Annotated in this window: 19 protein-coding genes; 14 read left to right on the forward strand and 5 right to left on the reverse strand. The window is 70.0% G+C overall.

What is annotated here, in order from left to right; all coding sequences use genetic code 11:
* Positions 1 to 8: 8 nt before the first annotated feature.
* A complete protein-coding gene (locus tag ACFFCN_RS12900) occupies positions 9 to 2318 on the reverse strand; it encodes a (Fe-S)-binding protein (protein ID WP_375492223.1) in 2310 nt (769 codons plus the stop codon).
* Positions 2319 to 2536: 218 nt separating this feature from the next.
* Between ACFFCN_RS12900 and ACFFCN_RS12905 the strand changes: the two genes are divergently transcribed.
* The 3 genes from ACFFCN_RS12905 to ACFFCN_RS12915 are packed head-to-tail and all read left to right on the forward strand — an operon-like array spanning position 2537 to position 6385.
* Complete coding sequence (locus ACFFCN_RS12905) at positions 2537 to 3067, forward strand: hypothetical protein (RefSeq protein ID WP_375492179.1); 531 nt, start codon at positions 2537 to 2539, stop codon at positions 3065 to 3067.
* Between the two features lie 53 nt (positions 3068 to 3120).
* On the forward strand, positions 3121 to 4779 hold the full coding sequence (locus ACFFCN_RS12910) for a hypothetical protein (protein ID WP_375492181.1): 1659 nt from the start codon (positions 3121 to 3123) through the stop codon (positions 4777 to 4779).
* Complete coding sequence (locus ACFFCN_RS12915; RefSeq protein WP_375492183.1) at positions 4772 to 6385, forward strand: hypothetical protein; 1614 nt, start codon at positions 4772 to 4774, stop codon at positions 6383 to 6385. The genes ACFFCN_RS12910 and ACFFCN_RS12915 overlap by 8 nt, the downstream gene beginning before the upstream one ends.
* Before the next feature lie 226 nt (positions 6386 to 6611).
* Here the strand turns inward: ACFFCN_RS12915 and ACFFCN_RS12920 are convergent, their stop codons facing one another.
* Complete coding sequence (locus ACFFCN_RS12920) at positions 6612 to 7571, reverse strand: esterase/lipase family protein (RefSeq protein ID WP_375492185.1); 960 nt, start codon at positions 7569 to 7571, stop codon at positions 6612 to 6614.
* Between the two features lie 215 nt (positions 7572 to 7786).
* On the opposite strand from ACFFCN_RS12920, the gene dnaK reads away from it, so the two are divergent.
* From dnaK to ACFFCN_RS12955, 7 genes are all read left to right on the forward strand, one after another.
* Positions 7787 to 9658 carry a molecular chaperone DnaK gene (gene dnaK, locus ACFFCN_RS12925; protein WP_375492187.1) on the forward strand — a complete coding sequence of 624 codons (1872 nt, stop codon included), beginning with the start codon at positions 7787 to 7789 and terminating at the stop codon, positions 9656 to 9658.
* A complete protein-coding gene (locus ACFFCN_RS12930) occupies positions 9655 to 10377 on the forward strand; it encodes a nucleotide exchange factor GrpE (protein ID WP_375492189.1) in 723 nt (240 codons plus the stop codon). Before dnaK ends, ACFFCN_RS12930 begins: the two co-directional genes overlap by 4 nt.
* An 82-nt stretch (positions 10378 to 10459) precedes the next feature.
* Complete coding sequence (gene dnaJ, locus ACFFCN_RS12935) at positions 10460 to 11671, forward strand: molecular chaperone DnaJ (RefSeq protein WP_375492191.1); 1212 nt, start codon at positions 10460 to 10462, stop codon at positions 11669 to 11671.
* Positions 11664 to 12050 carry a heat shock protein transcriptional repressor HspR gene (locus ACFFCN_RS12940; protein WP_375492193.1) on the forward strand — a complete coding sequence of 129 codons (387 nt, stop codon included), beginning with the start codon at positions 11664 to 11666 and terminating at the stop codon, positions 12048 to 12050. The genes dnaJ and ACFFCN_RS12940 overlap by 8 nt, the downstream gene beginning before the upstream one ends.
* A complete protein-coding gene (locus ACFFCN_RS12945) occupies positions 12029 to 12631 on the forward strand; it encodes a low molecular weight phosphatase family protein (protein ID WP_375492195.1) in 603 nt (200 codons plus the stop codon). The genes ACFFCN_RS12940 and ACFFCN_RS12945 overlap by 22 nt, the downstream gene beginning before the upstream one ends.
* Before the next feature lie 101 nt (positions 12632 to 12732).
* Positions 12733 to 15315 carry an ATP-dependent chaperone ClpB gene (gene clpB, locus ACFFCN_RS12950; RefSeq protein WP_375492196.1) on the forward strand — a complete coding sequence of 861 codons (2583 nt, stop codon included), beginning with the start codon at positions 12733 to 12735 and terminating at the stop codon, positions 15313 to 15315.
* A gap of 176 nt (positions 15316 to 15491) precedes the next feature.
* Positions 15492 to 15824 (forward strand): hypothetical protein, encoded by a 333-nt coding sequence (locus ACFFCN_RS12955; protein ID WP_375492198.1) that lies wholly within the window; start codon positions 15492 to 15494, stop codon positions 15822 to 15824.
* Positions 15825 to 15838: 14 nt separating this feature from the next.
* Here the strand turns inward: ACFFCN_RS12955 and ACFFCN_RS12960 are convergent, their stop codons facing one another.
* From ACFFCN_RS12960 to ACFFCN_RS12970, 3 genes are all read right to left on the reverse strand, one after another.
* A complete protein-coding gene (locus ACFFCN_RS12960; protein ID WP_375492224.1) occupies positions 15839 to 16675 on the reverse strand; it encodes a hypothetical protein in 837 nt (278 codons plus the stop codon).
* A 96-nt stretch (positions 16676 to 16771) separates the two neighbouring features.
* Entirely contained in the window at positions 16772 to 17473 is a 702-nt protein-coding gene (locus ACFFCN_RS12965) for a hypothetical protein (RefSeq protein WP_375492199.1), read from the reverse strand.
* Positions 17474 to 17542: 69 nt separating this feature from the next.
* Positions 17543 to 18217: a hypothetical protein gene (locus ACFFCN_RS12970; protein WP_375492201.1), complete on the reverse strand. Its 675-nt coding sequence runs from the start codon at positions 18215 to 18217 to the stop codon at positions 17543 to 17545.
* Between the two features lie 107 nt (positions 18218 to 18324).
* On the opposite strand from ACFFCN_RS12970, the gene ACFFCN_RS12975 reads away from it, so the two are divergent.
* The 4 genes from ACFFCN_RS12975 to ACFFCN_RS12990 are packed head-to-tail and all read left to right on the forward strand — an operon-like array spanning position 18325 to position 21269.
* Entirely contained in the window at positions 18325 to 19218 is an 894-nt protein-coding gene (locus ACFFCN_RS12975; RefSeq protein ID WP_375492203.1) for a hypothetical protein, read from the forward strand.
* 3 nt (positions 19219 to 19221) lie between these two features.
* Positions 19222 to 19977, forward strand: coding sequence for an SDR family NAD(P)-dependent oxidoreductase (locus ACFFCN_RS12980; RefSeq protein ID WP_375492205.1), 756 nt, complete (start codon positions 19222 to 19224; stop codon positions 19975 to 19977).
* Between the two features lie 5 nt (positions 19978 to 19982).
* A complete protein-coding gene (gene pyrE / locus ACFFCN_RS12985; protein WP_375492226.1) occupies positions 19983 to 20624 on the forward strand; it encodes an orotate phosphoribosyltransferase in 642 nt (213 codons plus the stop codon).
* Between the two features lie 24 nt (positions 20625 to 20648).
* Positions 20649 to 21269 carry a TrmH family RNA methyltransferase gene (locus tag ACFFCN_RS12990; protein ID WP_375492207.1) on the forward strand — a complete coding sequence of 207 codons (621 nt, stop codon included), beginning with the start codon at positions 20649 to 20651 and terminating at the stop codon, positions 21267 to 21269.
* Positions 21270 to 21760 lie beyond the last annotated feature (491 nt).

Here is a 21760-nt window from a genome sequence, read left to right on the forward strand (position 1 = left end):
GCAGGGGACTATGTCGTGCCGACGGGTTCGGGATCCGTGGGGGAGGAGTCCTTCGGGGAGGAGTCCTGGTCACCGTCCGGCTTGGGCGCGGGACCGGGGCCGTCCGCGTTCTCGGTCTCCGGCGGCGGCTCCGGCGCGCCGAGCGACTGACGCAGGATCTGCGCGACGTCGAGCACCTTGACGTCCTCGCGCGCCTCGCCCTCGCCGACCTTGGCGGCCACCGCGTCGGAGAGCATGACCATGCAGAACGGGCAGGCCGTCGAGATCAGGTCGGGATCCAGGCCGAGCGCTTCGTCGGTGCGCTCGACGTTGACCCGCTTGCCGATCTTCTCCTCCATCCAGAAGCGGGCACCGCCGGCGCCGCAGCAGAAGCCGCGTTCCTTGCAGCGGTGCATCTCCTGCGACTGCAGGCCCGAGATGGCGCCGAGCACCTCGCGCGGCGGCGTGTAGACCTTGTTGTGCCGACCGAGGTAGCAGGGGTCGTGGTAGGTGACCTTCTTGTCGATCGAGTCCACCGGCACGAGTTTCCCCTCCTCGACGAGCTTGCCGAGCAGCTGCGTGTGGTGGATGACCTCGTAGTGACCGCCGAGCTGCGGGTACTCGTTGGCGAGCGTGTTGAAGCAGTGCGGGCATGTCGCGACGATCTTCAACGGGCCGTGCCGCTCGACAGAGTTCAACGTCTCTACGTTCTGCATGCCCTGCATCTGGAACAGGAACTCGTTGCCCAAACGGCGTGCCGGATCGCCGGTGCACGATTCGGCCTGGCCGAGCACCGCGAACTCCACGCCTGCGGTGTGCAGCAGTTCGGCGAACGCGACGGTGACCTTCTTCGAGCGGTCCTCGAGCGCACCGGCGCAACCGACCCAGAACAGGTAGTCGATGTCGACGTCGAGCTTGGTGCCGGGCTCGGCACGCCGGACCTCGAAGGACAGGTCGTTCATCCACTCGTCGCGCCCGGCGTTGCCCATGCCCCACGGGTTGCCCTTGTTCTCGATGTTGCGCAGCATGACGCCGGCCTCGGACGGGAACGCGGACTCGATCAGCACCTGGTAGCGGCGCATATCGACGATGTGGTCGATGTGCTCGATGTCGACGGGGCACTGCTCGACGCACGCGCCGCACGTGGTGCACGACCACAGCACGTCGGGGTCGATGACGCCGCCGGACGCGAGGTCCCCGACGAGCGGGCGGGTGGCCTGCTCGACGCCCGAGCCCTGGACGCGTTCGAAACCCGACTCCGGGACGCCGTGGCCGGGGTGGACGCCCTCGTCGGACAGGTTCGGGCTGGACTCGTCCGAGCCCTGCGCCGACGTGCCGTCGGCCGAGACCTCTTTGCCGCCGATGATGTACGGCGCCTTCGCGAACAGGTGGTCGCGCAGGTTCATGATCACGAGCTTGGGTGACAGCGGCTTGCCGGTGTTCCAGGCAGGGCACTGCGACTGGCAGCGGCCGCACTCGGTGCACGTCGCGAAGTCGAGGTAACCCTTCCAGGTGAAGTCCTCGATCTTGCCCTTGCCGAAGACGGTGTCCTCGTCGAGGTTCTCGACATCGGCGAAGTCGATCGCCTTGCCCTCGGCGTCGGAGACGGGCAGCAGCGCACGCAGCGCGTCCGGCTCGCGCTTGGTCAGCACGTTCAGCGGTGCGGTGCCGATGTGCAGGTGCTTGGAGTACACGACGAGCACGGTGAAGGAGAAGATCACCGCCATCTGCGCGAGGATCCAGAACGTCTCGAACCCGGTGAGGTACGCCCCGGAGGGCAGCGCCTTGCCGATCAGGTACGACGCGAACGGCCACTTGGAGTGCCCGTACGGGAAGTGCCCGCTGGCCGACTGCGCGCCGCGGTACATCAGCAGCGTGACGACGACGGCGGCGATGAAGCCCAGCACCATCCACGCCGGGCCGTTGTGCGAGCCGTAGAAGCGGCTGGCGCGCTCCTTGCGGGCCGGCGCGTTGCGTAGCCGGTTGACGGCGAAATAGGCGATGCCGAGCAGCACGGCGACGGCGAAGAAGTCCTCGAGGAAGCCCAGCCACTGCGCACGCCCGAAGATCGGCACGGCGAAGTCACGGCTCCAGACGAGCGCACCGAAGGCCTCGACGATCGTCAGGCCCAGGACGACGAAGCCCCAGAACGTGAAGAAGTGCGCAATGCCCGGCGCGTTCCACTTGAGCAGCTTGGACTGGCCGAAGACCTCTTTGACCTGCTGCTTGAACCGGACGTCGATGCCGTCGAGGCGGGTGTCGTCCTTCTTGCCCGAGCGGATCAACCGCACCAGCCAGGCGATGCGCCGGCCGGCGACCGCGACCGTGACGACGAGCATCACGATGGCCAGGCCGATGCGCCACCAACCCGGGCTCGTCTGCGCGAAGTCGATGAGCCAGTTCTGGTTGATGCGATCGGCGTCCGCGTACAGCGCCACTATTTCTCCTTGAGATTCGGCAGGTGCCGGTGTTCGCAAGAGTATTCGTTGTTACCGGGGGGTAAACGTCAGGCTCGTCACTGTTCGCTGTCCCCGCATCGCGGTGCTATGAATCACGCATGCCCGACGCCCCGCAGCCCGCAGACGCACCGCAGTCGCGGGTGCCGTCGGCAGTCGGCGCGATCCCGTTCGTCGGCAGCCTGGTGAAAGGCGCGGACGCGCAGGCGCAGTGGCTCGCCGACCTGCTCGAGCAGAACGCCCGCCTGATCGGGCAGTTGCCCGCGACGCTGAAGTCCTTCAACGACGCGCTCGAACGCTTCAACCAGACGGTGACGCAGCTCGACCGCTCGGTCACCCGCATCGAGAACGCCACGCGCACGTTGACCGGCCCACTGGACCGCGTCGCGGGCGCGCTCGACCCGAAGGCGCTGCGCGAGCTGCCGGACACCCTCGACACCCTGCGCCGCGAGGCCGTCCCGGCGCTGCGCGCGGCCACCGATACCCAGCGCCAGGTGGCCTCGCTGCAGGTGACCATCGACCGGGTGGTGGCGCTGGTCGGCGAGCTGCCCGGCATGGGCATCGTGCGCCGGTTCACCGCGGCCCGCGGCGAGGACGGCCCCGCCGCCGCGCCGCCCGCTGCACGAGGCTGACAGCACACCGCAACTCGGACGCTCTCAGCCGGCGCCTATGGGACGATCGGGCCGTGACCGCGACGCTGCAGCCGGCGACGCGGGTTCCTGTCGCGCAGGTCCCGCTCGCCGAGACTCGTCGGCGCACGATGCGCCGCCGCGACCTGGTGGCCGCCGTCCCGGCGCTGCTCAGCGTGCTCAACGCCCTGGTGTTCCTGCTCGTCCGGCCGGACGTCAACGACCTGTGGGCAGCCCGCGCCCGCGCCTCCGCGGTGACCCACGGTGTCGGGCTGACGTACTGGTTCAGTTGGTTCGGCGGGTCCACGCCCGGCAACTACTCGGTGCTGACGCCGTACGTGTGCGCCTGGATCGGCACCGAGGTGGTCGGCGCCGTGTCCGCGGTCGGCGTGGTCGTCCTCGTCGGCCTGCTGGTCCGCGGCACGCGGCACCCGTTCGCGGCGAGCTGCACCGCTGCGGTCGCCGTCGCCGCCAATCTCTGGAGCGGACGGGTGCCGTTCCTGCTCGGCATCGCCGTCGCCGCCGCTGCGCTGCTCGCCCTGCAGCAGCGCCGGCGCACCGTCACGGCGGCGCTCACTGTGCTGGCCATCCTCGCCTCGCCCGTCGCCGGGGCGTTCCTCGCGCTGGGCCTGTCCGGCACGTTCCTGACGACGCGCACCCGCGCGTGGCGGCCGATCATCGGGTGGACGGTCGGCGCGGCCGTCGTCGCGCTCGTCGTCCTCACCGTGGTCTTCGGCGCGCCCGGCGCCGAGCCCTTCGACGCCGGCTACGCCGCGGAGATCGTCGGCGGACTGCTCGTGCTGCGCCTGATGAATCCCCCCGACCACGTGCGCACGACGATCTGGGTGACGCTGCTCGGCACCGTTGTGCTGTGGGCGGTGCCCAACGGGCTGGGCGCCAACATCTCGCGGTTCGTGTGGTTCTGCCTGCCCGTCGCCGTCGTCGCGCTCAGCGCCCGTCGGACGCGCGTGGTGGGACTGCTCGTCGCGCCGCTGCTCGTGCTCGGGGCGGCGAGCACCGTCGTGGACCTGCGCGACGCCGCCGAGCCGATGGCCTCGACGGCGTACTTCGCACCGCTCGCCGCGAAGGTCGACTCGTTGCCGGCGATGCGCGACTACCGCCTCGAGGTCGTCGACCACGGCGCGCACAGCGGCTACCACGCCGGCTACACCGCGCTGCTTGGTCACGCGTCGCTCGCCCGCGGCTGGGAGACGCAGGAGGACACCAGCCTCAACGACGCGCTGTACGCGGCACCGCTGCGCCCGGTCACCTACAAGGTGTGGCTGGACAACAACGCCGTCGGGTACGTCGCGGTGCCGACGGCGTCGGTCGGCGACTTCCCCGAGCGCACGTTGATCCGCAGTGGCCGCGCCACCTACCTGCATCCCGTGTGGCGCGACAGCGACTGGACGCTGTACCGCGTGCAGGACGCGACGCCGATCGTCGCCGCGCCCGCCGCCGTCACCGACATCGCGCAGTCGTCGATGACGCTGCACCTGCCGTGCGCCTGCACCGTGCACGTGCGGGTGCGCTGGTCGAAGTTCCTGTCCGCCACCCTGCGGAGCGACCGCCGTACGACGCGGCTGCTGGCTGCCGACCGGGTGCCCGTCACGGCGCGGGTCGCCGACGACGGCAGCGGATGGACGACGATCACCACCACCCGGCCCGGCTCGTACGTGCTGACCGGAAGCTTCGCCGGCCTGGTGCATGGCTGAGGCAGTTGCCGAGCCGCTGACGCTGCGGCCGCCGCGCGCCGCCGCGGGGGGAGGGGCCGGCGAGGTCGCCCCAACGCCGCACTTCGCGTCCCGCCTGCTCGGGCCGCTGTGGCCCGTTGTCCTCACCGTCGTCAGCGCGGCCGCGTTCGTCGTGGTGCAGCCGAGCGTCGGTGATCTGCAGGCAGCGCTCGCCCGCCAGTCGGCGGCCGCGCACGGCGTCGGCCTGACCTACTGGTTCAGTTGGTTCGGCGGCGGCACCACGCCGGGCAGCTACTCGGTGCTGACCCCGTATTTGTCGACGCTGCTCGGTGCACCGCTGCTCGGCGCGCTCGCGACGGTGATCAGCACGCCGTTGGTTGCGCACGCGCTCGCCGGCACCCGCCACCGCACCGCAGGCGTATGGCTCGCGACCCTCGCCACCGGGTGCGATCTGTGGAGCGGGCGCGTCCCGTTCGCGCTGGGCGTCGCGTTGGCGCTGGTCGCGGCGGTGGCGTTGCGTCGGCGGCTCACCGTGCTCGCCGTCGCCGCCACCGTGCTGTCCGGCCTGTGCTCACCGGTCAGCGGCGCGTTCATCGCGCTGGCCGTGTTCGCCGTGTTCGTCACCGACCGTTCGCGCCGGCGCTCGGCGCTGCTCGTGGCATCGGCCGGCGTCGTGGCGCTGCTGGTGCCGGCCCTGACATTCGGTGATCCCGGCGCGCAGACCTACCACGTCGGCTCGATGCTGTTCACGCTCGTGAGCGCCGGTGCCCTGTTGTCCGCGCGGCCGGCGCCCGTACTCCGGACGCTGCTCTGGCTCGTCGTCGTGGCGGCGCCGCTGCTCTGGCTCGTGCCGAACGGCCTGGGCGCCAACGTCGTGCGGCTGCCCTGGATGTGCCTGCCCGCCGCGGTGTACGCCACCGCCGACGCGGGGCGGACGCGGCGCGTGCTCGCCGTGCTGCCGGCGCTGACACTGTGCGTCAACGCCACCGTCGTCGATCTCGCCCGCAGCACCGGGCCGTCGGCGGCCCCGGCGTACTACGCCTCGCTGATCGGCCGACTGACCGCACTGCCGGACCTGCGCAATCACCGGCTCGAGGTCGTCGACGACCCGGACGTGCACACCGCGGCCTATGCGGTGGCGGCGCACGCCGCGCTCGCCGGCGGCTGGGAATCCCAGGCATTCAATCGATACGACAAGGTGCTGCTCTCCGCGGCGCTCGACGCCGGCGCCTACCGGCGATGGCTGGACGACAACGCTGTCGGGTACGTCGCACTCGACCGCCGTGCGCAGCCGGTGTCGCCGGAACTGCGGCTCGTCCGGCAGCTGCGGCCGGGCTATCTGGTGCCGGTCGCCTCCGACGCGCAGTGGGTGGTGTTCCGGGTGGCCGCGGCGAGGCCGATCGTGTCCGCACCCGCTCGTCTCGTTGCCGCTGGTCAGGCGAGCATGACGATCGACGTCCCGTGCGCGTGCATCGTCCCGGTGCGGGTGCGGTACTCGACGTTCCTGCACGCCTCGTCCGGCCGGCACCGGCCGGCCGCGACGGTGACGAACGACGGCCACGGCTGGACCCGCCTGCGCACCCGCGCGCCGGGCCGCTACGTCCTTCGCGGGAGCCTGTTCCGCTGAGGGGTGCTGCGTCCACGCGAGCTGAGAACGGGGAGCTGCGTACACCTGTCCGCGGAAACGCCAACAATCCGTCGCTACGCCGACCGATTGTTGGCGTCTGCCGGTGCGTCGCCAACTACGGGTCAGTGCGGCGAAACATTCTTGGCGTTTCCGCAGCCGGGTAGGCAGTCGGGCGACCGTAGCCGGGGACCCAGCAGGCCGCTTCGGCACGAGCAGGCGGTGGCGGCTACAACGTGCCGACACCCGGCGCGGCCGCCTTGCAGGTCGGCTTGAAATGCGGATCGTTCGCGCCCAGCGCGTTGAGCACGTACTGCTCCGCGTTGTCGTCGTACGGGATGCCCAGATGGTCGGTGGCGTCGAGCGGGCAGGCGTCCTGCAGCAGGATGTTCCGCGCGCCGGACCCGTGCAGGAATGCGTTCGTGTACGGCGTCACGACGTCGTCGTAGCGCGTCTGGATCACCGTGTACGAGACGCCCGGCACCGTGTCGCCGTGGGCGTTGAGGTGCGTGATGAACGGATCGGTGTCCAGCTGCTGCTGGAACGCCGGGGCGCCGGAGTAGTCCAGCGCGGGCACGCCGGTGAGCTTCTCCAGCGCGTTGATCGCCGTCAGGACGCCGAAGAACGTCGTGCCGTAGTTCGACGGCGACAGCCCGACGAGCGAGTGCACGTACTTCGCGCCGCCGAGGTCCTGCAGGTAGTACCGCGGCATCGGGCCGCCGCCCTGCGACCACCCGACGAGATCCACCTTCGCCGCGCCGGTCCTGGCGCGCACCTGGGTGACGAATGTCTGTAGCTGCCGCGCGGACGCCGCGATGTCGCCCATCGCGCCCACGACGCCGTGCGTCTCGGTGGTGATCGACGTCGAGCCGTAGTTCAGGCCGTAGACGCAGTAGCCGGCGTTGGCGAGTTCCGGGCCGAGCCGGTCGAACGAGGCGACGATGCGCGAGGTCGTGCCCTCGAGCAGCACCACCGGCCGGGGGTGGGCGGCGCTGGGCGTGCAACCGGTGTTCACGCCGGCCGGGTCGGCGTCGGGGGTGCTGACCCACTTGGCGTCACCGGTGAGCGCGGTGCCCACCGTGTAGTGCGTAGCTGCGCCGGCGGCCGACGCGCCGACGCTGGTCAGGGCGAGGGCCACGATGCAGGCGACGGCAGCGAGCAGGGTGGCGGGCAGGCGGCGACGGCGCATCCACCTATTCAGTACAGAACGGGACGGATCCGGCAGAGCTGAGTGAGCCAGGTCACACATGCGCCAGGAACATGAGTCGACTGCACTCAGTTCTTTTGACATAGGCCCGCGCCGGGCAGCACCATCGAAGTACGTCGTGCAGCGGGCGCCGACCCGCACTGAGCACGGAAACCAGACCAAGCAAGCAGTACCCGATACAGCAGAAGGAGCAATCCATGGCACGAGCGGTCGGAATCGACCTCGGCACGACCAACTCCGCGGTCGCCGTCCTGAGCGGTGGCGAACCGGAGGTCATCGCGAACGCCGAGGGCTCGCGCACCACCCCCAGCGTCGTCGCGTTCGCCAAGAACGGCGAGGTGCTGGTCGGTGAGGTCGCGAAGCGCCAGGCGGTGACCAACGTCGATCGCACGATCCGTTCGGTCAAGCGCCACATCGGCGAGAGCGATTGGCACGTCAAGATCGACGGCAAGGACTACACCGCGCAGGAGATCAGCGCGCGCGTGCTGCAGAAGATCAAGCGCGACGCCGAGTCCTACCTCGGTGAGGACGTCACCGACGCGGTGATCACCGTCCCCGCGTACTTCAGCGACGCCCAGCGCCAGGCCACCAAGGAGGCCGGCACCATCGCGGGTCTCAACGTCCTGCGCATCGTCAACGAGCCCACCGCGGCGGCGCTGGCCTACGGCCTGGACAAGGGCGACTCCGAGCAGACGATCCTCGTCTTCGACCTCGGTGGCGGCACCTTCGACGTGTCGCTGCTGGAGATCGGCGACGGCGTGATCGAGGTCAAGGCCACCAACGGCGACAACCACCTCGGTGGCGACGACTGGGACCAGCGCATCGTCGACTGGCTGGTCGACAAGTTCAAGAGCGGTCACGGCATCGACCTGACCAAGGACAAGATGGCCATGCAGCGCCTGCGTGAGGCGGCCGAGAAGGCGAAGATCGAGCTGTCCAGCTCGAACTCCACCGGCATCAACCTGCCCTACATCACCCAGGACGCCGAGAAGAACCCGCTGTTCCTGGACGAGACGCTCTCCCGCGCCGAGTTCCAGAAGATCACCGGCGATCTGCTCGAGCGCACCAAGGCCCCGTTCCAGAACGTCATCAAGGACGCCGGCATCAGCGTCAACCAGATCGACCACGTCGTGCTCGTGGGTGGGTCCACCCGCATGCCGGCCGTGTCCGAGCTGGTCAAGGAGCTCACCGGCGGCAAGGAGCCGAACAAGGGCGTCAACCCGGACGAGGTCGTCGCCGTCGGCGCCGCGCTGCAGGCCGGTGTGCTCAAGGGCGAGGTCAAGGACGTCCTGCTGCTCGATGTCACGCCGCTGAGCCTGGGCATCGAGACCAAGGGCGGCATCATGACCAAGCTCATCGAGCGGAACACGACGATCCCGACCAAGCGCTCGGAGATCTTCACGACCGCCGACGACAACCAGGGCTCGGTGCAGATCCAGGTCTATCAGGGCGAGCGCGACATCGCGGCGTACAACAAGAAGCTCGGCATGTTCGAGCTGACCGGCCTGCCGCCGGCGCCGCGCGGCGTCCCGCAGATCGAGGTCAGCTTCGACATCGACGCCAACGGCATCGTCAACGTGCACGCCAAGGACCTTGCGACCAACAAGGAACAGGGCATGACGATCACCGGTGGTTCGGGTCTGTCCAAGGACGAGATCGACCGGATGATGAAGGACGCCGAGGCGCACGCCGACGAGGACAAGACCCGCCGCGACCAGGCCGAGATCCGCAACACCGCGGAGGGTCTGCAGTTCACGACGGAGAAGTTCCTCGCCGACAACGGCGACAAGCTGCCCGAGGACAAGCGCAGCGAGCTGCAGTCCGCGCTGGACGAATTGAAGAAGCAGCTCGAGGGCGCCGACTACGACGGCATCAAGACTGCGCAGGAGCGGGTGTCGTCCATCGCGACCGAGGCCGGCGGGGCGATGTACGCCGCGCAGGCTGCGGCCGGTGAGGGCGCTGAGGGTGCCGCACCGGGCGCCGGCGCTGCCGGTGGCGCGTCCGCCGAGGACGACTCCGTCGTCGACGCCGAGGTCGTGGACGAGGGACCGGACGAAGGCGCGAAGTGACCTCTTCCGACCGCTCCCACCAGGGCGAGCCGGAGGAGCCACCGATCCGTTTCACCGACAATCGCAAGATCGATCGCGAGGCGTCGGCCGCGGGTTCGGCGGACGAGGGTGCCAGTGGGCCCTCGTCCGCCGAACAGGCCGCGGCTGCCGCTGCGCAGAAGGCTGAGGAGGACGTGCCGAAGGCCGACGCGCTCCTGCTCGAGGAGCGCACGCGTGACCTGCAGCGGCTGCAGGCCGAGTACGCCAACTACCGCAAGCGGGCCGAGCGCGACCGGTTGGCCGCGGGCGACGCCGCGGTCGCGCGGGTGGCCGGCGACTTCCTGCCGGTGCTCGACGACCTCGACCGCGCGCGGGCGCACGGTGATCTCACCGGTGCGTTGAAGGCCGTGGCCGACAAGCTCGACGACGTCTTCCACAAGCTCGGACTGGAAAGCTTCGGCGCGGTCGGCGACCCGTTCGACCCGGAGGTCCACGAGGCCGTCATGCACGACGTCAGCGACGACGTCACGGGGCCGACGGCCACCACCGTCATGCGGCAGGGCTACAAGTACCGCGACCGGTTGATCCGCGCGGCCATGGTCGGCGTCACCGACCCGGCGAGCCCGTCGGCGGAGGCGGAGGTGGCCGATTCGGCCCCCGATCTGGCGGCCGGCGAGGACACCCTGACGGACTCGACCGCCGCCGGCGAAGCACTGCAGGACGACCCGCACCAACCGTGATCAACAGCAGGGTGTGGTCGCCATAGCGAACACCTCTGCCTGTTGATCACGAAGACCTACCGGAGAGGACGGTGACGCAGCGATGAGCACCAAGGACTACATCGAGAAGGACTATTACAAGTCCCTCGGCGTCACCAAGGACGCGTCGCAGGCGGACATCAAGAAGGTTTACCGCAAGCTGGCGCGTGACCTGCACCCGGACAAGAACCCCGGTGACGCCGCCGCGGAGGCACGCTTCAAGGAGGTCTCCGAGGCCTACAGCGTGCTCTCCGACCCGGCCAAGCGCACCGAGTACGACGAGGCCCGCGACATGTTCGCCGCCGGCGGCGCGCCGAACGGCTTCGGCGGTTTCGGTGGCGGCGCACCCGGCGGGTTCGGCGCTCCGGGCGGTGGCCAGACGTTCGACATGTCCGACCTGTTCGGCGGCAGCACCGGCTCGAGCGGGAATCTGAACGACCTGTTCGACGGACTGTTCGGCCAGAACGCGGGCCGCTCGTCGACGCCGGGTCCGGTGCGCGGGCAGGACATGACCGCGGACATCAGCCTCGGCTTCGACGAGGCGGTGCGCGGCTCGACGCTGCCACTGCGGTTGTCCGGACCGGCGACCTGCGACGTGTGCCACGGCTCCGGCGCGAAGCCCGGTACGTCGCCGCGCCGTTGCCCGACCTGTGGCGGCTCGGGCAGCGTCAGTCGTAATCAGGGCGCCTTCGGTTTCAGCGAGCCGTGCCGTGACTGCCGCGGCACCGGCCAACTGATCGACGACCCGTGCCCGCAGTGCCACGGCAGCGGCACCACCACCCGCACCCGCACGATCAACGTGCGCATCCCTGCGGGCGTGCGTGACGGCGGCAAGATCCGCATCCGCGGCAAGGGCACGCCCGGCCGCAACGGCGCACCGTCCGGCGACCTCATCGTCACCGTGCACGTCGGTGCGCACGAGCTGTTCGGCCGCGACGGCGACAACCTGACGCTCACCGTGCCGATCACGTTCGCCGAGGCCGCGCTGGGCACCACCCTGCGGGTGCCGACGCTCGACGGCTCGGTCGGCGTGCGCATCGCGCCCGGCACACCGTCCGGGCGGACACTGCGCGTCAAGGGCCGCGGCGTGCAGGGCAAGAACCGCAACGGGGACCTGCTCGTCACGGTCGACGTCGCGGTGCCGCTCACCATGTCCGCGGACGCGCGCGAAGCGCTGGAGCGCTACGCCGCCGCGCAACCGGATGACCCACGCCCGCAGATCACCGCTGCGCTGCGTGCGACGGCCGGCGCCACGGCGGGGGCGAACCATGCCTAGGGCGCCGCGGCAGCCGAACGACGTCCCGGACGACGCACCCGTCTTCGTGATCTCGGTGGCCGCCGAGCTCGCCGGGATGCACGCGCAGACGCTGCGTCAGTACGACCGGCTCGGGCTCGTCAGCCCCGGCCGCACCGGCGGCGGCGGCCGGCGTTACTCGGCGCGTGATGTCGCACTGCTGCGTGAGGTGCAGCGGCTGTCGCAACTCGAGGGCGTCAACCTCGCCGGCATCAAGCGGATCATCGAGCTCGAGTCGCACGTCGACGCGCTGCGCGCCAAGGTGGCCGAGCTGACCGCGGAACTGCATCACGCGCACGCCGAGCTGGTGGCGCGCAACGTGCCGTCGTCGCTCGTCGTGTGGAAGCCACCCCGCCGATGACCGACGGCTCGGACGCCACGTTCGACGTTCTGTTCGTCTGCACCGGCAACGTGTGCCGGTCGCCGATGGGCGAGCGGCTGATGAGCGCCCGCGCCGGCTCGCCGGTGCTGCGGGTGGCGAGCGCCGGCACCCATGCGCTGGCCGGCTGGGGCATGGACGCGCCGTCGGCGCAGGTGTTGCGCGAACACGGTGGCGACCCGGACGGGTTCGTCGCCCGGCAGCTGACCGACGACATGGTCGCAAGCGCCCAGCTGGTGCTGACCGCGTCGACCAAACACCGCTCCATCGTGCTGCGGCAGACGCCGGCGGCGATGCGCTGCGTCTTCACGCTGCGCGAGTTCGCCCGGCTGGCGTCCGGCGCGGCCGACTTCGAGCCGGACGACCCGAACACCGCGCCGGCGCAGGTGCTGGCGCAACGCGTTGCGCACGTGGCCGCTCAGCGCGGCCGACGCGGCGTCGCGCGCGGCAACGACAACATCGGCGATCCGTTTGGTGCGCCGATGTCCGAGGTGCAGCGGGTGGGTGCGCAGATCAGCGACGCGGTGTCGGCAACCCTGCGCGGCCTCGGCCTCGCAGCCTGACCGTCCCTATTTTCCGAGGTTGAGCGGAACACGCTCAACTTTGCCGGCGTTGTTCCTGTGAAGACTTCCCGGCCCACGCACATTGGAGTGAACTGACGCCCATGGACATGACCACCCGCAGCGCGCAGGCGGTGAACACTGCCGCCCGCACCGCCGCCGAGCGCGGCAACCCGGCGCTCGAACCGGCCCACCTGGCACTCGGCCTGCTCGACGACACCGAGACGCTGACCCGCCCGCTGCTGCAGGCCGTCGGCGCCGACCCGAACGCGGTGCGCGCGGACGTACAGCGGCTCGTGGACGCCTTGCCTGCCGCTTCCGGTTCGTCCGTCGCCGCGCCGCAAGCGTCGCGCAGCATGCTCGCCGTGCTCGGCGCCGCCGAGCGCCAGGCACGTGATCACTCCGACGACTTCGTGTCCGCCGAGCACCTGCTGCTCGCGCTGGCGCAGACCGACAGCGCTGGCAACACGGTGGCCGACGTGCTGCGTCGCTCCGGCGCCACCCCGGAAGCGCTCGCCGGCGCGCTGGAGTCGGTGCGCGGCTCGGCGCACGTCACCACCGCGGACCCGGAAGGCACGTTCCAGGCGCTGGAGAAGTACGGCACCGACCTCACCGAGGCTGCGGCCGAAGGCAAGATCGACCCGGTGATCGGCCGCGACGCCGAGATCCGGCGGGTGATCCAGGTGCTCAGCCGCCGGACCAAGAACAACCCGGTGCTCATCGGCGAGCCCGGCGTGGGCAAGACGGCCGTCGTCGAGGGGCTCGCACAACGCATCGTCGAGAAGGACGTGCCGTCCAGCCTGCAGGGCACGAAGGTCATCGCCCTAGACCTGGGCGCGATGATCGCGGGCTCGAAGTACCGCGGTGAGTTCGAGGAGCGGCTCAAGGCGGTGCTGGCCGAGATCAAGGACTCCGGTGGCCGGGTGATCACCTTCATCGACGAGCTGCACACCGTCGTCGGCGCCGGCGCCACCGGCGAGAGCGCCATGGACGCGGGCAACATGCTCAAGCCGATGCTCGCGCGCGGCGAGCTGCGCCTCGTCGGCGCCACGACGCTCGACGAGTACCGCGAGCGCATCGAGAAGGACCCCGCGCTGGAGCGACGCTTCCAGCAGGTGCTCGTGTCCGAGCCGTCCGTCGAGGACACCATCGCGATCCTGCGCGGGCTCGCGCAGAAGTACGAGGCGCACCACGAGGTGCAGATCGCCGACGGTGCGCTCGTCGCCGCGGCCACGCTGTCCGACCGCTACATCACGTCACGCTTCCTGCCGGACAAGGCCATCGACTTGGTAGATGAAGCGGCGAGTCGATTGAGAATGGAGATCGACTCGCGGCCCGTCGAGATCGACGTGCTGCAGCGCTCGGTCGACCGGCTCAAGATGGAGGAGATGGCGCTCGTCAACGAGAAGGACGACGCGTCCATCGAACGGCTCGCGAAGCTGCGTGCCGAGATGGCCGACCAGTCCGAGCAACTCGACGCGCTGAACGCGCGGTGGGAGCGGGAGAAGTCCGGCCTCAACCGCGTCGGCGAGCTGAAGAAGCGCCTCGACGATCTGCGCGGGCAGGCCGAGCGCGCGCAGCGTGACGGCGACTTCGAGTCCGCGTCCCGGTTGCTCTACGGCGACATCCCCGCGGCCGAGAAGGAACTCGAGGTCGCCAGCGCCGCCGAACCGGCACAGGACGTCCTGGTCAAGGAAGAGGTCACCGCCGACGACATCGCCGACGTCGTGGCCGCGTGGACCGGCATCCCGGCCGGCCGGCTGCTCGAGGGCGAGACGGCGAAGCTGCTGCGCATGGAGGACCTGCTCGGCGAGAAGGTCATCGGCCAGCGCCGCGCCATCCAGGCTGTGTCCGACGCGGTGCGTCGCACCCGGGCCGGCGTCGCCGACCCGGACCGGCCGCAGGGTTCGTTCCTCTTCCTCGGTCCCACCGGAGTGGGCAAGACGGAGCTCGCGAAGGCCGTCGCCGACTTCCTGTTCGACGACGAGCGCGCGATGGTGCGCATCGACATGAGCGAGTACTCGGAGAAGCACAGCGTCGCGCGGCTCGTCGGTGCCCCGCCCGGCTACGTCGGGTACGAGGAGGGCGGTCAGCTGACCGAGGCTGTGCGCCGCCGGCCGTACACGGTGGTGCTGCTCGACGAGGTCGAGAAGGCGCACCCGGATGTGTTCGACATCCTGCTCGCGGTGCTCGACGACGGCCGGCTCACCGACGGCCAGGGCCGCACCGTCGACTTCCGCAACACGCTGTTGATCCTGACGTCGAACCTCGGTTCGGCGGCGTTGATGACTGACCTTTCCGAGGACGCCAAGCACGAGGCCGTGCTCGAGGTGGTGCGCAGCCACTTCAAGCCCGAGTTCCTCAACCGGCTGGACGACATCGTGATCTTCGATGCGCTGACCACCGAGGACCTCACGCGCATCGTGGACATCCAGCTCGCGGCACTGCAGCAACGGCTATCGGCGCGGCGGTTGACGCTCGACGTCAGCGACGCGGCTAGCGAGTGGCTGGCGATCACCGGCTTCGACCCGCTCTACGGCGCGCGGCCGCTGCGCCGGCTGGTGCAGTCTGCGATCGGTGACGTGCTGGCCCGGCAACTGCTCGGCGGCGAGATCCGCGACGGCCAGCAGGTGGTCGTGGACGCGCTGCCCGACCGCACCGGCCTGACGCTCACCGGCGCGGCCTGAGTGCGAATGGCGGTTGACGGCCGGTCGCCGGGACGCCTGCCTACGCCCGCAACCTGCCTCTCCTCTGCCCGTTGTCTTACGCAGTACGACAGCGGGCACGGCACTCCCGTCTCCGCTGACCGCTCACCCCACTGCCGGGTGTATTACGGCCGTAGTACACCCGCCAGACTGGTGTCATGAGTCGGCCGCCGGAGGATCTGCCGCCGGAGGGCGGCCCGCCGCAGAATTTGCCGCCGGACGACCGGCCACCGGCCGCTGCCCGACCGACGCGTCCGCCTGCCGACCCGGTGGCGGTTGCCGCCATCGGCTGCGGGCTGCTGGGTCTGGTGACGTTCGGGCTGCTGCTCGCACTGGTCACCGCAGTGCTCGGCGCGCGGGCGGGCCAGCGAGCGCGCGATGCGGGACGCAGTCTGGAGAACGCCTACATCGCGTTCGGCCTCGCGGTGCTCGACGGCGTCGTCTGGTTGGTGCTGCACTTCGCCTTCGCGCTCAACTTCGCCGCCGGCTGAGTGCGCGACCGCGTTCAGGTCGTGGGGTTTCCCCACCGGTCCAAGACGGATTCGAAGCTCTCCGGCCAGGCCAGGATCGCCGGCTCGTGCGCGTGCATCATTGCCTGCAACAAGTCTTTCGGGTCGGCGAAATCACGCGAGTCGAGCGGTGGCTCAGCGGCCATTGACACGCGTCCACGACGGTCGCGGTGCGAGGTGACCGGGTAGACGACGCTGTCGGTCAGTGCAGCCAGGCGGGCAGCTCCGTAGGAGCCGAGGCGGCGTCGACCCAGGAAGGTGACCTCAGTGCGACCGGGTAGGTCGCTCGCGATAGCGAGGACGCCTCCGCCGCGCAAAATTTTGATCATCCGACGCAATGCGCCCTCGCCGGTCGCGCCGATGATTTCAGCGCCTCCGCGCGTGATGAGCTTGATCTGCTGTCGATGCGTTGGCGCGGCGTCCGGCGCCAACATGTCGCTCATGACCACCACAGCCATAGATACGTCGAGATGCGCAATTGCCGGAAAGATCCCGAAGTATTGCCCGTGGTGCATGAAGCTGATGACTGCGCCACGCGACGTGTCACGTCTGGTGAGACGGTCACTGTGCACGAGCTGCTGCCTGCTGGCGCGGCGCGGATGCCAGCGGAGTTCGATCAAGCGAAAATGCAGTCGCGCGGCCCTGCGTGCCAACGCTGTTACTTCGGTCGCACGGCTCGTCTGGCCGATCAGAAGTTCCATCTGATTCTCATAGTGGGCTTTGCCGCCAGGACGTCGCCAGCTGTATTGAAAGCGCAGCTCTGCCAGGCACAGCGCCAGAGGATGGGGCAACCACGGTCGCAGCCGATGGGCAGCCGCGATGAACCTGGCCATCACGCGGGCACTGTAGATCGTGCGTGGACTGTGCGCATGAATTCGCGCATTCTCAGACGCGGGCCGTCCAATGTTGCGGCGCGTTGACGCGCCGGGTTATCGCTGGGCGCCGGCGAGCCAGCGGTTGTCGGCGCCGGTGTACGCCAGCGCTGCGCCGACGATCACCAGGCCGCCGAACAGGACGGCGAAGACGCTGATGCCGCCCAGGCCGTCCTTGGTCGCCCAGACGGCGATCCAGTAGATGCACGCGACGATCACCAGCGCGCAGCCGACGGCGAACATCACCCGGCCGGTGGGTTTGCGCGCGGACATCGTGACGGAACCGGCGATCAGCAGTCCGGCGGCGACGAGGTTCACCACGCCGGCGAGCACGAGCTGCGCGGTGTAGCCGTGGCCGTTGTCGCCGAAGTCGTCGTTGAAGCTCTCCAGCGCCGAGGCGCCGATGAAGCAGTAGAAGCTGGCAATGATCAAGAATCCCGCGGTGACGTACCCGAGGATCGCTGCGGTCAACAACGTGCCCGGCCGCCGGTCTGCGGGGTCGATCGGCGGGTAGCCGGGGGCGCCCGGGTAGCCGTAGCCCGGCGCGCCGTACCCGTAGGGCGACGGCTGCTGGCCGTACGGCTGGGGCTGCTGACCGTAGGGCTGCTGGCCGTAGGGCTGGGGCTGTTGACCGTAGGGCTGCTGTCCATACGATTGCGGCTGCTGGCCGTACGGGTCCTGCGCATACGGGTTCGGCGCGTACTGCTGCGGAGCGTTCGGATCCTGCGGATAGTCCTCGCCCGAGCGCCAGTCCGTCATCGCGTCCACCTGTTTCTTACGTCCGTCGCGCTGTGTGCCGCAGACGATATAGGCCACGCGAGCCTTTGATCAGTTAAATCGGTCGTTCACGCACTGGTGGTAGCCGGTGTTGTCGCCGTCGCGCAGGTAGTGCTCACAGTCGCCGACCCTGCCGAAAACCCACACCGCGAATACGGTTGCCCCGATCGCGCCGACGACCATGCACGCCAGGCCGGCGATCGCCTGACCGCGGCCTTTGCCGTTGCGTCGCGTCGACTCACGCAGTCCCAGAATGCCGAACACGAGCGCGGGGACGATGAGCGCGAGGTCCAGGAAGGTCAGGAAGAACAACGGGATGGACGCGATGCCGAGGATCATCGCCGTCAGCGCCTTGCCATTGGTGCCCGTCGGCGCAGCGCCGTAGCCGTACCCGTAGCCCGGATACGGCTGCTGGCCCGGCGGCGGCCCGTACGGGTGATAGGGCTGGGCCTGGTGTTGCGAGCCGTAGGGGTTTGGCGGCGCGCCGTACTGGCCCGGCGGCGGTCCGTAGGGGTTTGCCGTGCCGTACGGGTTCGCCGGCGGCTCGGCCGGTGGATCCGGGATGTAGCCGGGCGGTGCGAACTCCGGCGGCACCGGGTGCTCGGGCCGGCCGAAGCGGTACGGGTCGAAGGGCGGGTCCGCGTCGCCGGGACCGTGCTTGCTGAGATCGACCTTGGCCGAGTCGTCCGGCCCGTCTCCCGCGGACGGTGCGGACGGCGTCGTCATCAGGTCCTCCGCAGGTCGTGTCACCCGGCACGTCGGCCGTTGCGCACGACTGTAATGGGCCTGCGCTCGACCGGCGCCACCTCGGCGTGCCCACGTACACTGCCGCGGTGAGCGACGCGAGGTCTGCATCCGGGCGCAACCGCCGGAATACCGGCAGTGACGCCACCGAGCCCGTCTCGGTCACCAAGCCGGCGGCGAAGAAGCAAGCGACGGCGACCCAGCCGGCCGGAACCCCGGTTCCGCGGCCGACGCAGGTGCTGCTGGCCGTCGTCGCGTTGGTAGTCAGCGCGCTGGGCGTGGCGGTGGCGTCGATCAGCCTGTTCTTCCTGCACAGCTGGCTGCTCACCTCGACGGAGAAGTCGAACAAGCACCCGGCAAAGGGCAAGAAGGCGCTGACCCACCAGCAGATCATCGACCAGGTGCACAGCGTGCCGAAGTCGCAGGCGACGGCCAGTGTGGTGCTCGTGCTCGCGCTTGTATTCGTGGCGTTCGCCGCGTACCGCGGTCGCTACTGGAGCCGGTGGGCAGTGCTCGGCCTGTGGGTGCTGTCGAGCTTCACCGGCGCGCTGTGCTCGCTGAACTACATCTTCGCGATCAGGTCGAGCAGCCCGCTCGCCTTCAAGCTGCCGACGTTCCTGTCTGCCGTCGCCTTCGTCGTCGCCGTCGTGGCCGTGCTGCTGCGCCCGAGTGCGGCCTACTTCAACCAGAACAAGCCGGTCCGCCCGGCCGGTGCCCCCGCGCGTGGCGGGCTCTTCGGGCCCAGGCCGGCAGGTGGGGGCGGCGGTCTGTTCGGGCCGCGGCCGGCCGCGGGTGGTGCATCGCGTGGCGGCGCGGCCACCCGAGAGGCGCAGCCGGCGGCCGCCGCTGGGGTCAGCGCGAGTGGCCCGGACCGGTCCCGTTCGAAGAAACGGTCCGCCGAGGCCCAGGCCGTCGCCAAGGGCGCCGACCTCGCGCGCACGAGAGCCAAGGCCGCGAGCAAGTCCCGGCGCACCGAGGCCTGACCCGTGCCGACCGCGCTGGTCACCGGCGCCACCTCCGGGCTCGGCGCGGAGTTCGCCCGGCAGCTCGCCGGCCGCGGGCATGACCTCGTGCTCGTCGCGCGTACCGAGGAGCGGCTGCACAGCACGCAGCAGGAACTGGCACGAAGTGTCGACGTCGAGGTGCTGCCCGCCGACCTGACCACCGACGACGGCTGCGCTGCCGTCGCCACACGTATCGAGCGTGGCGACATCGATCTGCTCGTCAACAACGCGGGCATCGGCACCTACCAGCCGTTCGGCGTCGCGACACTCGAGCACGAAGAGCAGCAGCTCGACCTCAACGTGCGCGCCGTGCTGCGCTTGTCGCACGCGGCGGTGCAGGCGATGCAGTCGCGTGGTTCGGGACGCATCCTCAACGTCTCGTCGGTGGCCGGGTTCATCCCGCGCGGCCGCAACGCCACGTACGCGGCGAGCAAGGCATGGGTGACGGCGTTCAGCGAGGCGGTGTCGGTGATGCTGCGGGGCACCGGCGTGACGATCACCGCGGTGTGTCCGGGTTTCACGCACACCGAGTTCCACGACCGCGCAGCCGCCGACATGTCCGACGTGCCAGAACGCATGTGGCTGGACGCCGTCGACGTGGTGCGCGAGGGACTCGACGACACCTTCGCCGGCAAGCCGATCTCGGTGCCGTCGCGGCGGTACAAGACGCTGTCCGGCGTCGCGCGCACGATGCCGCGCCCGCTGCTGCGCGCAATCATGGCCCGCCGCGCGCTGTGAGTGAGCTGCAGGGGTACCAGCGCGAATTCTTGGAGTTCGCCGTCGGCCACGGCGTGCTGCGCTTCGGCGAGTTCACCCTCAAGTCCGGCCGCGTATCGCCCTACTTCTTCAACGCCGGGCTGTTCAACACGGGCGCGCGGCTGGCCGCCCTCGGCCGGTACTACGCGGTGGCCATCAACGGCAGCGGCGCGGACTTCGACGTGCTCTTCGGGCCGGCGTACAAAGGCATCCCGATCGCTGCCGCGACCAGCGTGCAGTTGGCCGAGCGCTTCGGCCATGACGTGCCGTGGGCGTTCAACCGCAAGGAGGCGAAGGACCACGGCGAGGGCGGCAGCATCGTCGGCTCGCCGCTCGCCGGCCGGGTGCTGCTGATCGACGATGTGATCACGGCCGGCACCGCGATCCGCGAGGTCCTGCCGTTGATCGACGACGCGGGTGCGGAGCTCGCCGGAATCGCCGTGGCGCTCGACCGCGAGGAGCGCGGCCGCGGTGAATTGTCGGCGATCCAGGAGATCGAGCGCGACCACGGCGTGCGCGTGCACGCAATCATCACCTTTGCCGACATCATCGCCTTCGTGCGTTCAACCGGCGAGCACGGCGAGCATCTCGACGCCATGCTCGCCTATCGCGCCGAGTACGGCGTCTGAGCGCGTACACCGAACGGGCCGGACGTGACCGAACCGCCGCTGGATTCGGTCGGCGTAGGGCCGCACCCGTTGCCGTGGCCGGACGACCCGCGGCTCGACCCCGACCTGCTGCGGGACGGCGACCGCCGCAACGTCGTGGACGCCTACCGTTATTGGCGCGTCGACGCGATCGTCGCCGACCTGGACACCCGTCGGCATCCGTTCGCCGTCGCCATCGAGAACTGGCGCCACGACCTGAACATCGGCACGGTGGTGCGCACCGCGAACGCGTTCCTGGCCAACGAGGTGATCATCGTCGGCAACCGGCGTTGGAACCGGCGCGGTGCGATGGTCACCGACCGGTACCAGCATGTGCGTCACGTGTCGTCCGCAGCCGATCTGCGCAGCTACGGCGACGAGCACGGTTACGTCATCGTGGCAATCGACAATCTGCCCGGCGCGCAGCCCTTGGAGGCGTTCACCCTGCCGAAGAATGCGTTGCTGCTGTTCGGGCAGGAAGGCAGCGGACTTTCCGACGAGGCGCGCGCGAGCGCGACCGTGACCTGCTCGATCGCGCAGTTCGGCTCGACGCGCTCGATCAACGCCGGAGTCGCTGCCGGAATCGCCATGCACGCGTGGATCCGCGAGCACGCTCGGACCGGGTAAGGCCTACTCCGCTGTGGGCTTCGGCGCCCGCTTGCGCCCAGCAGCCACTGCGGCCGCACCGAGGACCACGGCTGCGGTTCCGGCGATGACGCCGCCCGCAACGGGGACGTCGGGTCCGGTCGCGGCGAGCGATTCAGTGCCTGATCCGGACGGCCCGGCGGATGCAGCATCGACGCCGCTGGACGACGTATGGGACGAGGTGCCGTCGACGCCCGAACCCCCGCCCGTCGGCTTGTGCGTTGACACGCCACCCGTACCGGAGCCGCCGCCCGTGCCGCCCGTTCCGTCGCTGGGCGTCGCCGCATGCGCTGGGGTGAGGACGAATGCCTCGACCACCGGCGGAATCCAGATACCGGCCGCGCCGGCAATGGTTGCTCGGCGTACGAAGGCGCGCCGATCTATACCTTTTTCTGTCGACGAAGACATCGACAGTCCCCCCGATTCACTACGTGCGCGACGCTCGTTGCGTCTGCGGGGATACTACACACGCG

The organism is uncultured Jatrophihabitans sp., from assembly GCF_964246335.1.
Classification (GTDB): Bacteria; Actinomycetota; Actinomycetes; order Mycobacteriales; family Jatrophihabitantaceae; genus Jatrophihabitans.